Here is a 15,946-nt window from a genome sequence, read left to right on the forward strand (position 1 = left end):
ATTTCAATTGTCAAAAGTATTTTACGAATGAAGCCCGCGGATTCCGCGGGCTTCATTCGCATTTGAATGCTTTAACTATCAGGTCCCATACCTAGCAATTCCGTACGTTGAATCACGCGAAATCGAGGTTAATGTTTCGTTCGTCCCCCGACATGAAGAATGGAAGCGACTAAGTTGTCATGATCCTGTTCGCTTACGCCGCCGGAGAACCCGCAGGACTGCCTGGCAATGAGCTGCGTAGGAAGGATGATGACGTCCTCTTCCTTGCGTGCATTAAAGACGAGCTGGGTGGCAATGGCGCCAACCTCAAATTTGGAATGGCCGATCGTCGACAAAGCCGGCCTGATTAGCGGGGCCAGGTTAATGTTGTCGAAGCCGACGATGGCAATATCCTCAGGCACGCGCAGGCCGGCTTCGTGCAGAGCGCGGATGGCGCCGATTGCCATCTCGTCATTCGCTGCGAATATAGCGTCCGGCAGCCGTTTGCTTGCAATGAGAAGCTTGACCGCTTGATAGCCGCCGGCTTCGAGGAATCGTCCGTGCATCGCAATGCGCTTAGGGACGGGCAGGTCGTGTTCTAGCAGAGCGCGTTTGTAGCCCTCGTACCGCTGCGTGTTATCGAAGGCTGCCGACGGTCCGCTCAGAAATTCAATATTGCGCCGCCCCAGCTTAATGAGATGAGCGACTGCATCATAACCGCCTTGTTCATTGGTGATAAGGACGTTATGTACATAATCGCCTCTAAGCTCTCGATCGAGAACGACAATAGGGAAGGAGTCCGAAGCCACTTGAAGAATGAGGCTGTCGCTGATGGCTGTTCCCATGATGATAGCGCCATCTACGAACTTCTCTCTTAAGAAACGATGAGCAGAGCTATTCTCGCCGCCATAGGTACTGCAGACGATCAAATTGTAATCATGCGAGGCTACAATTTCTTGGACGCCTTCAATGACTTGGCTATAGAAAGGACCGCCAAGATCGTTCAGGAACAGTCCGATCGTCTCACTCTTGCGTTTCTTCAAATTGCGGGCAGCCCCGCTTGGACGGAAATTCAGCGCCTCCGCGGCTCGAACGACTTTACGGCGCGTCTCTTCACTGATCTTAGGCGAGTTGTTCAGTGCGTAGGAGACGGTCGAAACGGCAACGCCCGCCATCTTCGCTACATCCTTGATTGTAGCTGACATGTTATCCTCCCGGTCGAGTACGAATTTTAGATAAACGAATAAAAGAAGGTTAACAATTTCGTAATATTTAATGATTATTATACCATTGGATTCTGCAGCGTGTGAATGAGTATACACGAATAATAGGTACGAGAGTCACATCTATCTATCCATTTATTGGCTAATCCGGCTAATTTATTCGTGAACTTGATGTAGAGAGATTGTTGCTGATGGAATCCGCGAATTTCTTTATAATGAAAGATGACAGCCTGATGGCAACTCACTTAGAAGATTGGCGAACTTGAGCGATGAGAAGGAGTTGGAAACCAAGCATGGAAGAGAACCTTAATTGGCAGGCAAAATGGATTTGGCCGAATCGGAACGGTCTCGAGCAGGCTGCAGGTGAGAGAGAGCCGCAGCTGGCTTATTTTCGCCGCAGCTTTCACGTTTCGGATAAGTCGGATGTCCGTTTGACTGTGCGCGTATCTGCAGACAGCCGTTATCGGCTCTGGCTAAACGGAGAATCGCTTGTAAGCGGTCCGCTTAAAGGGGACATGAATACCCATTACTATGAAGTGATCGACGTGACGGACAAGCTCCTTGAAGGGGAGAATGTTTGGGCGGCTCAAGTGATTTATTATGCGGGGAGAACCGGACCTGCCTCCGTATGGCGGTCGGATATGGGCGCTTTCCTGCTGGATGGTCAATTGGCGGATGGAGCGGGCAACGTCTTGGAGGATGTCAGCACGGATACACGCTGGCAGGCCATGCGTCTTGGAGCCGGTGCGTTCACGTTTGAAAGGGAAACGTTTACATTGTTTATCGGCGGCGGAGAACGCGTGAAGGGCAGCGACCTTCCGATCGGTTTCACGAATGTCGATTATGATGATAGCAAATGGACGAATGCCGTTGTCGTCAGCGAGATTATGGACGGGATGTATGGCCAATTGACGCGTTGGCAGTTAACCGAACGGTCGATTCCGTTCATGCGAGAGACCGCACGTTCTTTCACCCGCGTTATGCAGGCTTCGTGTGGGGAGCGGACATGGAGCGAAGGCGTCTCGCCGGAGCAGTTGTTCGGCGTGGTACTGGCTCCGGGAGAGAAGCTGATTGTAGAGCTGGATGCTTCACGGATGACCAGCGGATATCCGCGCGTTCAGTTCTATGGAGGCAGAGGTGCGCAAGCTTCCGTGCTTTATGCAGAATCCTATGAGCTTCCGCCGGAGGGGGACGGAACTCGCCATAAAGGGGTTCGTGATGATAAAGAAGGCAAGTCGCTGTATGGCTTCGAGGATTACTATTCTCTTGCCGGAGTCGGCGATTCGAGTACGGCTGAAAGTGAAGCGTACGAGCCTATCCACCGCAGAGGGTTTCGGTTTATCCGTCTGACGCTTCAAGCTGCAGATGAACCCGTCACGCTGGCAGGAATCGATTATCGTCAAAGCGGATATCCGCTGGAGGAATTGGCGGCGTTTGACGGATCGGATCCTACATTCGCGCCGTTATGGGAAATCAGCTTAAATACGCTGCGCGGCTGTATGCATGAAACGTATGAAGACACCCCGTTCTATGAGCAAATGCAGTATGAATTGGACAGCCGGCTGCAAGCGTTGTTTACCTATTCCGTAAGCGGGGATGACAAGCTCGGCCGCAAGACGATTCGCGACTTCCACAGCTCCTTGCTGCCAAGCGGCATCCTGCAAAGCCGCTATCCATCCGTCGACAGACAGGTCATTCCGGGCTTTGCCTTGTTCTGGCTCATGATGGTATACGATCACTACAAACATTATGGCGATGCTTCCCTTGTGAAAGCGTATCGTCCGACGATGGATGCGGTGCTCGGCTGGTTCGAGAATCGCCGCGAGGAGAGCGGACTTGTTGGGCAAATGCCGACCGCGTATTGGTCGTTCGTGGATTGGACGATGGCATGGAAGGACAATGCCGGCGCTCCGCATGCGGCACGCCGCGGGCCGCTAACGGTCTACAATCTCATGTATGCGGATGCGCTGGTCAAAGCGGCGGAGATGAATGAGTGGACCGGGCGAAACGAGACCGGTGCGGAATACCGCGAGCGGGCAGCATCCGTTCTCGAAGCTGTTCGTCTTCATTGCTGGTCGGAATCGCGTCAGCTGTTCCGCGACGGGCCGGCGGTTGAAGCCTACAGCCAGCATGCGCAGGTGTGGGCCGTTCTCACTGGAACGGTAAAAGGGAATGAAGCGAAGTCGCTGACGGCACGGATGCTGGATGGGGACGGAGATGGAGCTGATCTGGCACAAATCTCGACGGCTATGTCGTACTATCTGTTCCGTGCACTGGCGATGACGGGCAAGTATGAGCAAACGTTCGAGCTGTGGGATTCATGGCGCAGACAGGTCGATCTGCACCTGACGGCTTGGGTGGAAGACCCGGTTTCTGAGCGCAGTGATTGCCACGCCTGGGGCGCCTTGCCGCTCTATGAATTTCCTGCCGAAATTCTCGGCATCAAACCGCTGGCACCCGGATTTGCCCAGATCGGTATTGCACCGGTCGTCGGTCCGCTCAACTGGGCGAAAGGAAGCGCATCAACGCCTCACGGCCTTGTTGAAGTAGGCTGGCAGCTGGAAGGCAGCCGCTTCACCATTCAAGTGAATGGACCGGCCGGCATTCCGGTTACGCTCACGCTGCCGAGCGGCGAGCAAAGGTCCTTCGCTGAAGCGCGGGAATTGGATATCGAGTGCGATTACACAGGCAACGCTGTTACCAACAGCCAGTAGCCTGCGAGAGATCGAAGTGTCGGTTTGGACATTTCGATCTTTTTTTGTTATCCCTCATTTTCCGGTTCCTGATATACTAATTGAAGATAAGTTCTACCGCATCTCGATTTCGAAGGAGCGTGAGTCTTTGTTCAGTTACCCGATAAACGCGGACTTGAAATTGCAAATCTTGCAGATCAATCATGCCGATGACATCTATGCCGCGATTAAGAAGAATCGAGAGTATCTCGGAGAGTTCTTGCCTTGGGCGCTTACGACGGCAAGCGTGGATGAAGTGAAGCTCTATATTGAATATGAGCTGAAGAGATTCACCGGCAACAACGGCGTCTCCTGCGGTATTTTCTATCAGAATCGTTACATAGGGAATATTAGCGTCCATGATATTAACTGGAAACACAGAAAGACGTCGATCGGCTATTGGCTGAGTGCGGAGCATCAAGGAAAGGGATTCATGACGGAGGCTTGCAGGAAGATGATTGCGTATATCTTTCAGGAATTAGAGCTGAACCGGATCGAAATTCGAGTAAGAGTGGATAATGCGAGGAGTAAAGCCATCCCGCAGCGGCTTGGATTTGCGCAAGAAGGAATCATCAGAGAAGCGGAGTATAACAAGGGGGAGTATCACGATCATCTGGTCTATGGTTTGCTGAAATCGGAATGGAGACCATCCACAACTTGAAGCGGAAATCTCAACCTGATTAATAATAAAGCCTCCTGAGCGAACCTCTTCGGTTGCGTGCAGGAGGCTTCTTGCTGACCGGGAGCTAATCGGCAAGTGCCGGAAACCGCAGCGTAAACGTGGTTTCCTTGCGGTTCGTTTCGAACGTGATGGTGCCGTTATTGCGTTCCACGATTTGCTTGCAAATTGCGAGTCCAAGGCCGGTACCGTCCGATTTGCTCGTGACGAACGGATCGAATAAGGTCGATTGAATGTCTGCCGGAATTTCCGGCCCGGTATTGATGAAACGAATGTAGATATGGGCTCCGTCAGCGAAGGTAAGCACCGTAATTTTGCGATGATGGATGTCCGTTTCGCGCAGCGCGTCAATGGCATTATTCAGCAGATTCGAGAACACCTGAATAATGGCAAGGTTCTGAACCTCCACCTGCAGATCATCCTGCAGCCGCAAGGAAAGCTCGATATTCTCATTCAACAGCAGCGGGTTGACGAGGAGGAGCGTTTTCTCAATGACCTCATGCAGCGGCATGAGGATGCGCTGCTCATCCGCGATCGGCTTGCGGGAGAAACTGAGAAATCCGGTGACTTGCATTTCGATATTACGGAATTCATTGTCAATGATGTCCAGATATTTCTCGATGCTGCCAAGCGAATCCAGCGGCAGAGACTTACGAATTAAGACGAGAAAACCTTTGATGGATGTCAGAGGATTGCGAATCTCGTGTGCCATGCTGGACGCCATTTTGCCGATTAAGTTGAGCTTATCCGCATGAATATCCTCGATCAATTTATCCTGCAGCTCCATTTTGCCGCGGGCATGATCGAAGAAGTAAGTGTAAATTGTCGCTTGGAAGGCATCGATTCTGGTGATGATGGTTGAAATAATAGCGGCAAGCTGAGAAACTTCGACCTCAATGACAGCTATTTTCTCGAGAAACGCTTCCCGGAAAAATAACGAGCTTTTCAAAATATGATCAATGGGGATCCCTTTATTGAACAGCAGGTCGCACCAGTCTTTATACTCGGCAAATATGGGATGCTCCTCAATTGGGATCTGGATATCCGATATTAGAATGATGTAGCGTTCGCCTTGTTCTTGAAGTTGAGTGGTGTCATACTGATTCGGATAATTCTGCTCCAGCCGCTTGATCCAGTTATGTATAATTTCTTTCTGATACATGTCGAAGAACCGATTGATTTCATTCATCTTCTCATTCATGAATTCGCTCACTCCAGGGATTCATTTTCGGAATAGGCAAGTCAATAGGCGCAGACGGTATGGATGGAAGAACTGGTCGGAGTCAGTGGATCGCAGCTGTCGATTAGGAAGGGGCTAAGCGGTTAAAGTCAGTTCATCTATCTTCACGAGGCAGCCCGTCCCTTGGGGCGATTGCGCGACTACGCCAGCTAAGCAAGTGGAAGGGAGATTCATGCCGAAATATCGGATTTGCCGCCACAGCTCGCCATCCGCTGAATAATGGAAGGAGATACAATTACCGTCTCGCGTTATGCGCAAATACGGCTTCTCTACATCGACGCGCTCGGAATTGCAGTCGTCTGAGCTGCCATCTTTCGTGACAACAGACACGACGGTGGGGTATTCGCCGTCATATTCGAAACATAGCTTCGCCCAATTGCGGTCGTCTACCATCAGCATCAGACAGCCCGAGTCATATTTGTGCGTCATGGAGGCGCTTAATCGGGTAGTCAGTACGAAAGACCCGGTAACCGGCCTATACAGGAATGGTGCGGAGCTGACGATGTGTTTGCCTGCCGGATCCTGATAAAAGTCAGCATTCGCCGGAGCTTCAATGATTAGTTCACCGTTCTCGCCGCGCTCCGTATAACTCGGTTCGTTCATCCACTGCATCGTCCGTTCCGGCAGCAGATTGAGCAATAAATTCGCTTCCACCATCATCCCTCATTTCACTGAAATTCTCACTCTTACATACATTCTCCTTCGCAAGCGAAATGTCCTGCCCTCAGCTTAATCCTTGTCGCGAACTGCGGTAATCTCCCGGCGTCTGACCGGTCGTTTCCCTGAACATTCGGATGAAATAATTATAGTCCTCAACGCCGATGGCTTCTGCTATGACGGGAACGGGCAGCTCGCCTGCCGCGAGAAGCAGCTTGGCTTCTTCGATCTTCAAATAACGAATGTATTGGACAGCTGTTTTGCCCGTATGTTTCTTTAAACAGCGAGACAGGTATTCGGCGTTAAAATGAAACTGTGCTTCCAGTAAAGCCGAGTGAAACGGCTCCTTAATGAAGCGAGGCAAGAACTCCTCCAGCCGGCGGCTTAATGTAAGCGAGCGCGACGGCTTCGTCGATTCTATCGTTAGCTGCTGCAGCTGCTCCAGCAATCGAACGAGCAAGCCATGCAGGCGCGCCGCATTCTCCAAATTCAGCTTCTGCTGAATCGTCAGCATTTCGCGAAGGATAGGGAGCAGCGGCTTCGGATCGATATTCGCCCATTTCGGCAGAAACAACGATTGTCTGCGCGGAAGGAAATCGGCATCTGTACCCGGTTCAAGAATGGAGGACCAGGAGATTTGGTGGCTGCTCAGAGAGATGGCAGGCATCGGGTGATAGAAATGAATCCAATAGATCTCGGTATCTTCGTCGCAGGGCCGATGACCGACATGGGTATGGCCGGGCTCCAGAAGCAGCAGATCCCCTGCGCCAACCGCATAAGGCCGCTCATCCTCCGTCATATAGATGGTACCTTTGATAACGAGCAGCATGTCATACATGGGAAAATTCCGCTTGAAATGCTGGTTGCCCGGTCGCCATATGGAATGGCCGACGGTTACGAATTGCGGAAGCGGAGGGATCGGAAGCTGTAAACATTCCATCGTGGAGGGTTCTCTCCCAATAGGTCGATTTTGTGCTATAACAAGTCTATTCCATCTCTATCCTCCCGTGCAACGTCTATGTAATAGTGAAGAAAGATTGACTACGAGGATAGGGGCGAAGCGCATGCGGTTTAGACAGGTTCATCTTGATTTTCATACCTCAGAGGCCATTCCGGGCATTGGCGGTCAGTTCTCCAAGGAGCAGTTCCAAGAGATGCTGCGCAAAGGCCATGTTGATTCCATTACGGTGTTCTCCAAATGCCATCATGGCTGGGCTTACCACCCGAGCGAAGCCAATGAGCGCCATCCCGGATTGGGGTTTGATTTGCTTGGCGCAATGATTGAAGCGGCGCATGAAATCGGCGTCATGACGCCTGTCTATATTTCCGCGGGGCTGGATGAGAAGATGGCCAGGCGCCATCCGGAGTGGCTGTTCCGCGATCAGGAAGAGAGAACGAGCTGGGTCAAACATTTCATGCAGCCGGGTTATCATGAGTTCTGCATGAACACGCCTTACCTGGAGATGCTGCTGAAACAGATCGAAGAGGTTGTTCGAGGCTATGATGCGGATGGGATCTTCCTTGATATCGTTGGCGTCCGCCAATGCTACTGCCAATATTGCGTGGCGGATCTGCGCCGCGAAGGCAAAGACCCGCGCAATGCGGAAGATGTGCTGGCGCTGGGCGAACGCACTTACGCTCATTATGGGAAAACGGTGAAGGAGCTGATCCATGGCTTAAAGCCGGGCATGCCTATCTTCCAAAATGGCGGGCATATTCGCCGCGGCCGACGTGACTTGGCCGAGTTGAACACGCATCTGGAGCTGGAATCATTGCCTACCGGCGGCTGGGGGTATGATCACTTCCCATTGTCGGCGCGTTATTCGCAGACGCTTGGCATGCCTTACCTGGGCATGACCGGCAAGTTCCATACGTCATGGGGGGAATTCGGCGGCTATAAGCATCCGAACGCACTGCGCTACGAGACCGCTCTTAGCATCGCGAATGGGGCTCGCTGCTCAATCGGCGACCAGCTCCATCCGGACGGCATCATGGATGAGGCGACTTATGAGCTGATTGGTCGCGCCTATCGCGAGGTGGAGCAGAAGGAAGCCTGGTGCACGGATACCGTGAATGTAGCCGATGTTGCCCTGCTCTCTCTTGAGGCTGTCGGGGTTCACAAGACGACGGGGCAAGTGGATTTCACCGGGCATTCCGATGCCGGTGCGGTGCGAATGCTGCTGGAAGGCAAAATACTGTTTGACGTTATCGATAGGGATGCGGATTTCTCCGGCTACAAAGTTATTATTTTGCCTGACGAAGTATTGCTGGGCAGTCAGTTAGCCGCCAGCCTTAAGCGTTATCTGAATAATGGCGGTAAGGTGCTGGCAACAGGACGGTCGGGTTTGAAGGAAGACGGGAGCGGGTTCGGCCTTGAATTCGGCGCTCGATGGCTGGGCGAGAACGGCTTTCAGCCGGATTATTTCCGTCCGGCGTTTGAGGTGCAGGATCTCGGCCGGGCCGCATTTATATTCTATGGCAAAGGCCAGCGGATTGAACTTGAAGAAGGAGCAGGCGGAGCAGCGCTTGGTCGGCGGGAGGATCCTTATTTTAACCGGGACGTCTTCACCTTCTGCTCGCATCAGCATACGCCAAGCTCGCGCCGCGACGGTGGACCCGGCATGGTGGAAGGGCCGGACGGCATCTATATCGCTTGGAATGTCTTCGAGGATTACGGGACGAAAGGCAGCTTGATCTTGCGCGAAACGGTGCTCTATGCCCTGAATAAATTGCTGGGCGGCAACAAAACGATCGAAACCTCGTTGCCGGCGCAAGGCATAGTGACGCTTCAGCAGCAGCCGGCAGAAGGCCGTTACATCAACCACTTGCTGTATGCGACACCGGTGAAACGCGGCAATGGGATTGAAATTATTGAGGATATTTTACCGGTCCATGCTACGAAGGTTTCCTTGCAATTGCAGGAAGAGGTTAAGAACGTCTACTTGGCTCCGCAGCAAACCGCCTTGTCGTTCGTGCAGGAAGACGGGAAGCTGACGTATACCGTAGATCGAATCGACTGCCATCAAATGGTCGTGATTGATGTCGCGAAGTAGAAGAGTGTAAGAAGGCAGCAGGAGCGGGTGATCGTAGACCGTTTCTGCTGTTTTTTTGCCGGTAATGGCGGCGCTCGGGGCAGGATTTCGGGCTGTACTGACGGAATACTTGCAATAGGAAAAATAATACAGAGAGGATTGATCCCTCATGAGGCTCGGAGGCCCGATATTGGCCAGGCAAACGCTTGATCCGGAGCGCTGGATTGCCGCACATGTCGAACGCGGTTATACGGCAGCTTATTTTCCGGATGTGGATGATGCGGCACGAATCGAGGATTATGTACGCGCTGCGGCTAAGGCGGACATCGTCATTGCAGAAGCGGGGGCGTGGAGCAACCCGCTAAGCCAAGACCCGGAGGTGCGGGAGCAGGCAATCCGCTACTGCAAGAAGAAGCTCGTGACGGCAGAGCTGGCAGGGGCGCGCTGCTGCGTCAACATTGCCGGTTCGTTAGGCGAGCAGTGGGATGGTCATGATCCGGCGAATTTGACAGCGGACACCTTCGAGCTGATTGTAGAAACGGTCCGCGGCATCATTGATCACGTGAAACCCGAGCGTACGTATTATACGCTGGAAATGATGCCGTGGATGTATCCGGACACCGTCGACAGCTACTTGCAGCTCATTAAGGCGATTGATCGGGAAGCTTTCGCCGTCCATTTGGACCCCGTCAACATTGTGACAAGCCCGCAGCTGTTTTACCGCAACGGTGCTTTGATCGAGGAATGTTTCACCAAGCTTGGCCCGTATATTCGCAGCTGCCATGCCAAGGATATCGTGCTCGGATCGTCGATGGTGGTTCATTTGGACGAAACGCGTCCGGGGCAGGGCAAGCTTGATTATGCGCAATATCTGCGTCAATTAGCGAAGCTGGACCGTGACGTGCCGCTCATGCTGGAGCATCTGGACAGCGATTCCGAATACCGACTGGCCGCCGACTATATTCGGGCAACAGCGGATTCGATTGGGGTGTTGCTGGGATGACGCATCGGAAGGATGCAGGACTTGTCCTGGCTGGCATTCGCCAAATCGAACTTCAAGCGATGGATCGCGGGGCTGAGCTGTTGCAGTTGAACGAAATCATAGGTGAGACGTTGTTTACGCTAATCAGTACCGGTACCGAGCTCGCGTTGTATCTTGGACGGGCTGATTTTACGAACATTCCGGGCTATGCCGCGGTTTTCCGGGTTCAAGAGGTTGGCAGTGAAGTGCTAGCCTTCAAGCCCGGAGACTTGGCTTTCTGCATGGGACCGCATCGCTCTGTGCAGCGCGTAAGGGAGACGGAAGCGCTGCTGCTTCCGGAGGGCTTGTCCCCGGCAGCGGCAGTCTTCGCGAGAATGATGAGCGTCAGCATGTCGACGTTATCGACGACAAAGGCGAGGCCGCCGCAGCGGGTGATGGTAAGCGGGCTGGGTCTGGTCGGCAATATGGCGGCGCAGCTATTCGCGGCGAGTGGTTATTCCGTTACGGCTTACGATCCGGTTGCGTGGAAGCGTGAAGCTGCTGCTCGAGGAGCAGGAGCAGGCAGCGGTGCGATGGTATCCAATCTGCCGCCGGTGGATGATCCTGCTCAGAGGGGGAAATTCGCGCTTGTCGTGGAATGCTCGGGGCATGAGCAAGCGGTACTCGACGGCTGCCGGATGGTTGGCAAGAACGGCGAGGTCGTAATGGTCGGCGTGCCATGGAGAAAGCAGACCGAAACGTATGCGCATGAGCTGCTGCAGCATGTTTTCTACAACTATGTGGTGCTGCGCAGCGGCTGGGAATGGGATATCCCGACCCATGCCGTAAGTTCGGTCGAGCCGGGAATTTTCACGAATCTGGCAGGGGCACTGCAGTGGCTGGCAGCCGGAAAGGTGAAGGTAGACGGCTTGTACGAAGTCGTTTCCCCGAAGGAAGCGGCTGCTGTGTATGAGGATCTAGCCGAACAGCGTAACTATTCGCTTGGCTTTATATTTGATTGGTCGCTTGTTTGAAGGTGGGACACGCTAGGCATGCCTGGAAATCGCGGGACAAGGGACCAATTGATAAGCGACTTGCAGAGAATCAACCGCAAATCGCAATTCTTTTCTGATCATCTTTCAACGTTTCTTGGATTTTTTCTTGCCAATGGCAGAAGCGGTCTTTTTGCCTTTCTTCGACTTCCGCCGGTTTGCGGTAACTTCTTCATCGACGAGGACATCTTCTCCGTCCAGATCTTCGTCTACTTCTTCCTCAGCTTCTGGATTCTCACCGAACTCCGGTAAAATATTGGCATCGCCGAACAGGACAGTGCCGTTGTTCTTCACGATGATGACTTTTCCGATCCAGCAGAACATGGCCGCGATGCCTCCTTCCGACATACTGCTGGTCTATGTTATGAACCATACAGCCTGCCCGTATTGGCGCGTGTCCGTGGTAAGCAACATAAATAAGTCAGGCTGAACGTCAATGAAGATAACGTTCAACCTGGCTTGGATCACGTAGATCTCTGGATGAGCTACATTCTCTCATTTCCGTAAATTCCCGCCGATAAATAGATTCCACGATGAAACTACATTAACGCCAAGAGAGGTATCCAGTACCTCTCTTAAGCCTAAAACTAACATTTCTCCCCAATGAGCGGTACCCAGTACCGTTCATGACCTCGATTCGGACCATTTTCGCCAAAGAACGGTAACTCGTACCGCTCTTCTAAAGTATCCAACAGAAAAAGGCTGCCCCGTCATCGAAGCGATGACAGAAACAGCCTCTCAGCAACTCATTAAAGTACTAATATCCGCGCTCCGTACGCCAAATGCTCGACCATTCGACGGCTCGCTTCCTCGGCGTTGCCTTCGAGAATGAGCTCGAAAATTTCCAAATGATCGCGGTAGGACATCCCGATACGGTTCGAGTCCTTGCGAAGCACCTTGAGTGCCATCTGGAACAGCCGATCCTGCAAATTATCCATCATCTGCACCATTTCGGTGTTCTCATATACGAGTGCCAGGCGACGATGAAATTCGGAATCCGCATGCGTGAATGCCAGATAGTCATGCTGCGCGGCAGTTTGCTCCTGAATCAGCAAATTAGCGCGGAACCAAGCGATCTCATCCTGTGGGAGCTTACGATTTGCCAGCTTCTTCACGATATGACCTTCCAGCGCAATCCGGAAATCGAAGAAATCCGCGACCCGTTGCAGTGACAATTCGGGAAGACTCAGCCCTTTATTAGGCGCAATGTTAAGCAGGCCTTCGGCAGCCAGCTTCTCAAGAGCGGATCGGATCGGCGTGCGGCTCATCTGGAGCAGCTCCACCAAATATTTTTCCGTCAGCTGGTCGTTGGAATTAATCGTTCCTGCTAAAATGTAGGCACGAAGCTGCTCATACGCTTTCTCTTTCAACGTTACGGTTGCCATAGTCAGTATCCTTTTCTTCTATAAAATGAATAGATTTCAAATACGCGATCGATTGCTCCATCCAGGCTTGTTCGAGTGCAGCCGTCCGCTCCACAGACTCCGTGAACGGTGTCCATAACTCAAGTATGGCGGTGGCTGACGTTTTGTCATGTTCCCGAATCGATGCTCGCAGAAGCTCGTAATCGAGCCGGCCTGCTCCGGCAGGTGCGCCGAGGATCGTAAAGCCGAGCTGATGGTCAACCCGTTTAATATCAAAATCTTTAATATGCAGGTTTACCAGATAGGGAATTAACCGTTTGATAACGACATCCGGACTCTCCAGCGCGCCAAAAGAATTCACCGTATCGAGGCAGCAGCCTACAAGCGGATGGTTCAAGCTCTCAAATAATTGTACCAGTTGTAGCGTTGTATGCAAGCCATGATTTTCGATGGCAAGTGCAATGTTCTCTTCCTCGAAGGCGGGAAGTACCTCTCGCAGCTGTTGTTCTGCGGCGGCAAGATCGGGAGTTGTAATAATCGTGCGAACAATAGGGGATTGCAGTGTCCGAGCGATATCCAAATACGTCAGCAGCAGTGCGGGATCCGTTCCCCGTGTGCCAACCTCAATGGAGACGTTCTGCTCATCCGCGATTTGCTTCAACTGTAAGAGCTCATCTGACGAAAGCGGATGGAGCGGCAAGTTGTCCGCGATTTGCACCAGATCGAGTCCGCAGCTTCGCGTAAGTTTAATCAGACCTTCATGCGTAAGCGGTTCAGCCGGCCGCTCGTAGCCGGGAATGCCGATCGACCAAGTTACAGTGAATGAGCTAAGTCCAAGTCTCACACAGAATTCCTCCCTAGCATTTGTGAACTTAGAATACCAGTTATTTTAGAGGACGGCAATAAATATATATGTATTGTATACATTTTGTATTGAATGTCGAATGTCGATCAGTTATGCTAGGTTCAATAATACTTATTCTATTAATAAGGAGCAGGATGAATGAGCAACCAACCCAATGAAATCACAATTGCCGTGCTTGGTGCCGGAGGTAAGATGGGCTGCCGGATCACAGATAATTTGAAGCAAACGGATTATCGACTCCTATTGTGCGAGCAAGCCGAGAATGGTATTGCCCGCATCGCGCAGCGCGGATTGTCCATTACGCCTAACGACGAAGCGCTTGCCGTAGCTGATTACATTATCCTCGCCGTGCCGGATGCCGTAATCGGGCCGCTAAGCGAGAAGATCGTATCGCAGCTAAAGCCGGGTGCGACGGTCATCTTGCTCGATCCGGCAGCAGCCTATGCGAAGCAAGTCGCACTGCGCGATGATTGCACGTTTGTCGTTACGCATCCATGTCACCCGGCATTGTTTGAAGAGCAGGATTCGCCGGAAGCACGTAAAGATATGTTCGGCGGCATTGCGGCGAAGCAGGATATTGTCATAGCGCTTCAGCAAGGCAGCGAGGAAAACTTCGATATTGCGGAGCAGATTTGCATTCGAATGTTTGCGCCGGTCACGCAATGCCACCGCATTACAGTCGAGCATATGGCGCTGCTGGAGCCTGCAGCGGCGGAAGTCGTCGCGGCAGCGGCAGCTTGTATTATGAAAGAAGCGATGGATGAAGTTATCCGCATGGGCGTTCCGGAAGCTGCGGCCAGATCGTTTATGCTGGGTCATATCCAGATACCGCTCGCCATCGCCTTCAATAATGTGAATCCGTTCTCCGATGCTGCGAAGATTGCGATCAATTACGGTTACGATAAGATTTTCAAACCGGATTGGAAGCAAGTGTTTACGAAGGAATCTTTGGATGAAGTGCTGCGCCTCATGCTGCATCTGGATGAGAAGCCTGCCCTGAAATAATTCAACATGACAGAGAGGGAGATAGAAGCATGTGGAAGGTTGGTCTAATCGGTACCGGCTTCTGGTCGGATAAGCATCTGCAGGCATGGAGTCGAATTCCGGGTGTTCAAATAACGGCACTTTGCAACCGTTCTCCGGAGAAGTTAATGAAGGCTGCTTCAAAATACAACATTTCTTCCGATCAATTGTATAGTCATATCGACGATTTGCTTGCGCATGCCGACGTAGACATTATTGATATCGTAACGGGCGCAGAAACGCATGTCGATTTCGTTCGAAAAGCAGCGCAGGCGGGCAAGCATATCATGTGCCAGAAGCCGTTTGCACCGACAATGGAAGAAGCGGAAGAGATGGTATCGCTCGCAAAGCGAAATGGCGTCAGGCTCATGGTTACGGAGAATTGGCGCTGGCTGGAGCCGTTCCAAACGATAAAAGAAGTCATCGACAGCGGCGAATTAGGAAAGCTGCATGTTGCAAGATACATGCATACGGATTATTACACCCCGCGCATGGAGCCGGAAGCGGAGCTGCCGCAGCCGTTCTTCCGTACAATGCCCAAGCTGCTTTTCTACGAAATGGGCGTGCATTGGTTTGATACTTGGCGGTTTCTCTTCGGGACACCGCAGCGCTTAACGGCAGAGCTGACGCGGGTCAGCGACCATATTATCGGGGAAGACAGCGGCATTGTCATGCTTGGACATGAAGGCTTCTACGGATTCATGGATATGAGCTGGGCGACCAGGCAGAAGCTTGACCGTCCGCTTGGCGAGCAGGTTAAGGCGGTGCACTTGGAACAGTTTGTCATTGACGGCAGCAACGGCAGCTTGAAAATGTACACTGACGGCAAAATCACCGTTGTTTCGAAAGACGGAGCTTCGGAGCGAGTCGTGAAAGACGAGACAACGCTCGATCACGAAGAAAGTCATTTCCGGTTGCAATCGCATTTCATTGCATGTTTATCGAACGGCGAACCGTTCCAAACCAGCGGCGAGGATAACTTGATTACACTGCGTCTGGCTTTCTCCGTCTATGAGAGTGCAGCAGAGCATAAGACGATTGCGATCATTTAGAGCGACTGATTCGACAGCTTGAAGCGGAAGAAAAAGTCGAATATTTCCGGGGAAATGATAGAGAGCGAATAGTACGCTTATGTTACG

14 protein-coding genes are annotated in these 15,946 nt (G+C 52.1%); 7 read left to right on the forward strand and 7 right to left on the reverse strand.

The genetic code is table 11. The features are described from left to right. Positions 1-128: 128 nt before the first annotated feature. Positions 129-1,184, reverse strand: coding sequence for a LacI family DNA-binding transcriptional regulator (locus BM412_RS03270; RefSeq protein ID WP_091213892.1), 1,056 nt, complete (start codon positions 1,182-1,184; stop codon positions 129-131). A gap of 311 nt (positions 1,185-1,495) precedes the next feature. Between BM412_RS03270 and BM412_RS03275 the strand changes: the two genes are divergently transcribed. Continuing rightward, on the forward strand, positions 1,496-3,916 hold the full coding sequence (locus BM412_RS03275) for an alpha-L-rhamnosidase-related protein (protein ID WP_177245637.1): 2,421 nt from the start codon (positions 1,496-1,498) through the stop codon (positions 3,914-3,916). 127 nt (positions 3,917-4,043) lie between these two features. Beyond that, the gene (locus tag BM412_RS03280; protein ID WP_177245638.1) at positions 4,044-4,595 is read left to right on the forward strand and encodes a GNAT family N-acetyltransferase; all 552 of its coding nucleotides are present in this window, start codon (positions 4,044-4,046) and stop codon (positions 4,593-4,595) included. A gap of 85 nt (positions 4,596-4,680) precedes the next feature. Here BM412_RS03280 and BM412_RS03285 read toward each other — a convergent pair whose 3' ends face one another. The 3 genes from BM412_RS03285 to BM412_RS03295 form a co-directional block, all read right to left on the reverse strand. After that, complete coding sequence (locus tag BM412_RS03285; RefSeq protein ID WP_091213899.1) at positions 4,681-5,814, reverse strand: sensor histidine kinase; 1,134 nt, start codon at positions 5,812-5,814, stop codon at positions 4,681-4,683. A 114-nt stretch (positions 5,815-5,928) separates the two neighbouring features. After that, entirely contained in the window at positions 5,929-6,465 is a 537-nt protein-coding gene (locus tag BM412_RS03290; RefSeq protein WP_091220134.1) for a DUF1349 domain-containing protein, read from the reverse strand. 112 nt (positions 6,466-6,577) lie between these two features. Continuing rightward, positions 6,578-7,450 carry a helix-turn-helix domain-containing protein gene (locus BM412_RS03295; RefSeq protein ID WP_091213901.1) on the reverse strand — a complete coding sequence of 291 codons (873 nt, stop codon included), beginning with the start codon at positions 7,448-7,450 and terminating at the stop codon, positions 6,578-6,580. A 124-nt stretch (positions 7,451-7,574) separates the two neighbouring features. Between BM412_RS03295 and BM412_RS03300 the strand changes: the two genes are divergently transcribed. The 3 genes from BM412_RS03300 to BM412_RS03310 all read left to right on the forward strand — a co-directional run bounded on the left by BM412_RS03300 (position 7,575) and on the right by BM412_RS03310 (position 11,537). Next, entirely contained in the window at positions 7,575-9,563 is a 1,989-nt protein-coding gene (locus BM412_RS03300) for a beta-galactosidase trimerization domain-containing protein (protein ID WP_091213904.1), read from the forward strand. Positions 9,564-9,732: 169 nt separating this feature from the next. Next, positions 9,733-10,545 (forward strand): sugar phosphate isomerase/epimerase family protein, encoded by an 813-nt coding sequence (locus BM412_RS03305; RefSeq protein WP_256256096.1) that lies wholly within the window; start codon positions 9,733-9,735, stop codon positions 10,543-10,545. Further along, positions 10,542-11,537 (forward strand): zinc-dependent alcohol dehydrogenase, encoded by a 996-nt coding sequence (locus BM412_RS03310; protein WP_091213909.1) that lies wholly within the window; start codon positions 10,542-10,544, stop codon positions 11,535-11,537. The genes BM412_RS03305 and BM412_RS03310 overlap by 4 nt, the downstream gene beginning before the upstream one ends. A gap of 105 nt (positions 11,538-11,642) precedes the next feature. Here BM412_RS03310 and BM412_RS03315 read toward each other — a convergent pair whose 3' ends face one another. From BM412_RS03315 to BM412_RS03325, 3 genes are all read right to left on the reverse strand, one after another. Continuing rightward, the gene (locus tag BM412_RS03315) at positions 11,643-11,879 is read right to left on the reverse strand and encodes a hypothetical protein (RefSeq protein ID WP_091213912.1); all 237 of its coding nucleotides are present in this window, start codon (positions 11,877-11,879) and stop codon (positions 11,643-11,645) included. A 425-nt stretch (positions 11,880-12,304) separates the two neighbouring features. Continuing rightward, complete coding sequence (locus BM412_RS03320) at positions 12,305-12,940, reverse strand: GntR family transcriptional regulator (RefSeq protein ID WP_091213936.1); 636 nt, start codon at positions 12,938-12,940, stop codon at positions 12,305-12,307. Beyond that, on the reverse strand, positions 12,906-13,763 hold the full coding sequence (locus tag BM412_RS03325) for a sugar phosphate isomerase/epimerase family protein (protein WP_091213939.1): 858 nt from the start codon (positions 13,761-13,763) through the stop codon (positions 12,906-12,908). The genes BM412_RS03320 and BM412_RS03325 overlap by 35 nt, the downstream gene beginning before the upstream one ends. Before the next feature lie 159 nt (positions 13,764-13,922). Here BM412_RS03325 and BM412_RS03330 point away from each other — a divergent pair, with 159 nt between their 5' ends. Both BM412_RS03330 and BM412_RS03335 read left to right on the forward strand, forming a co-directional pair. After that, positions 13,923-14,789, forward strand: coding sequence for a phosphogluconate dehydrogenase C-terminal domain-containing protein (locus BM412_RS03330; RefSeq protein ID WP_091213941.1), 867 nt, complete (start codon positions 13,923-13,925; stop codon positions 14,787-14,789). Between the two features lie 29 nt (positions 14,790-14,818). Then, entirely contained in the window at positions 14,819-15,859 is a 1,041-nt protein-coding gene (locus tag BM412_RS03335) for a Gfo/Idh/MocA family protein (protein WP_091213944.1), read from the forward strand. The last annotated feature ends 87 nt before the right edge of the window (positions 15,860-15,946 follow it).

It is taken from the genome of Paenibacillus sp. BC26 (genome assembly GCF_900116125.1).
Taxonomy (GTDB): Bacteria; Bacillota; Bacilli; order Paenibacillales; family Paenibacillaceae; genus Paenibacillus_Z; species Paenibacillus_Z lignilyticus.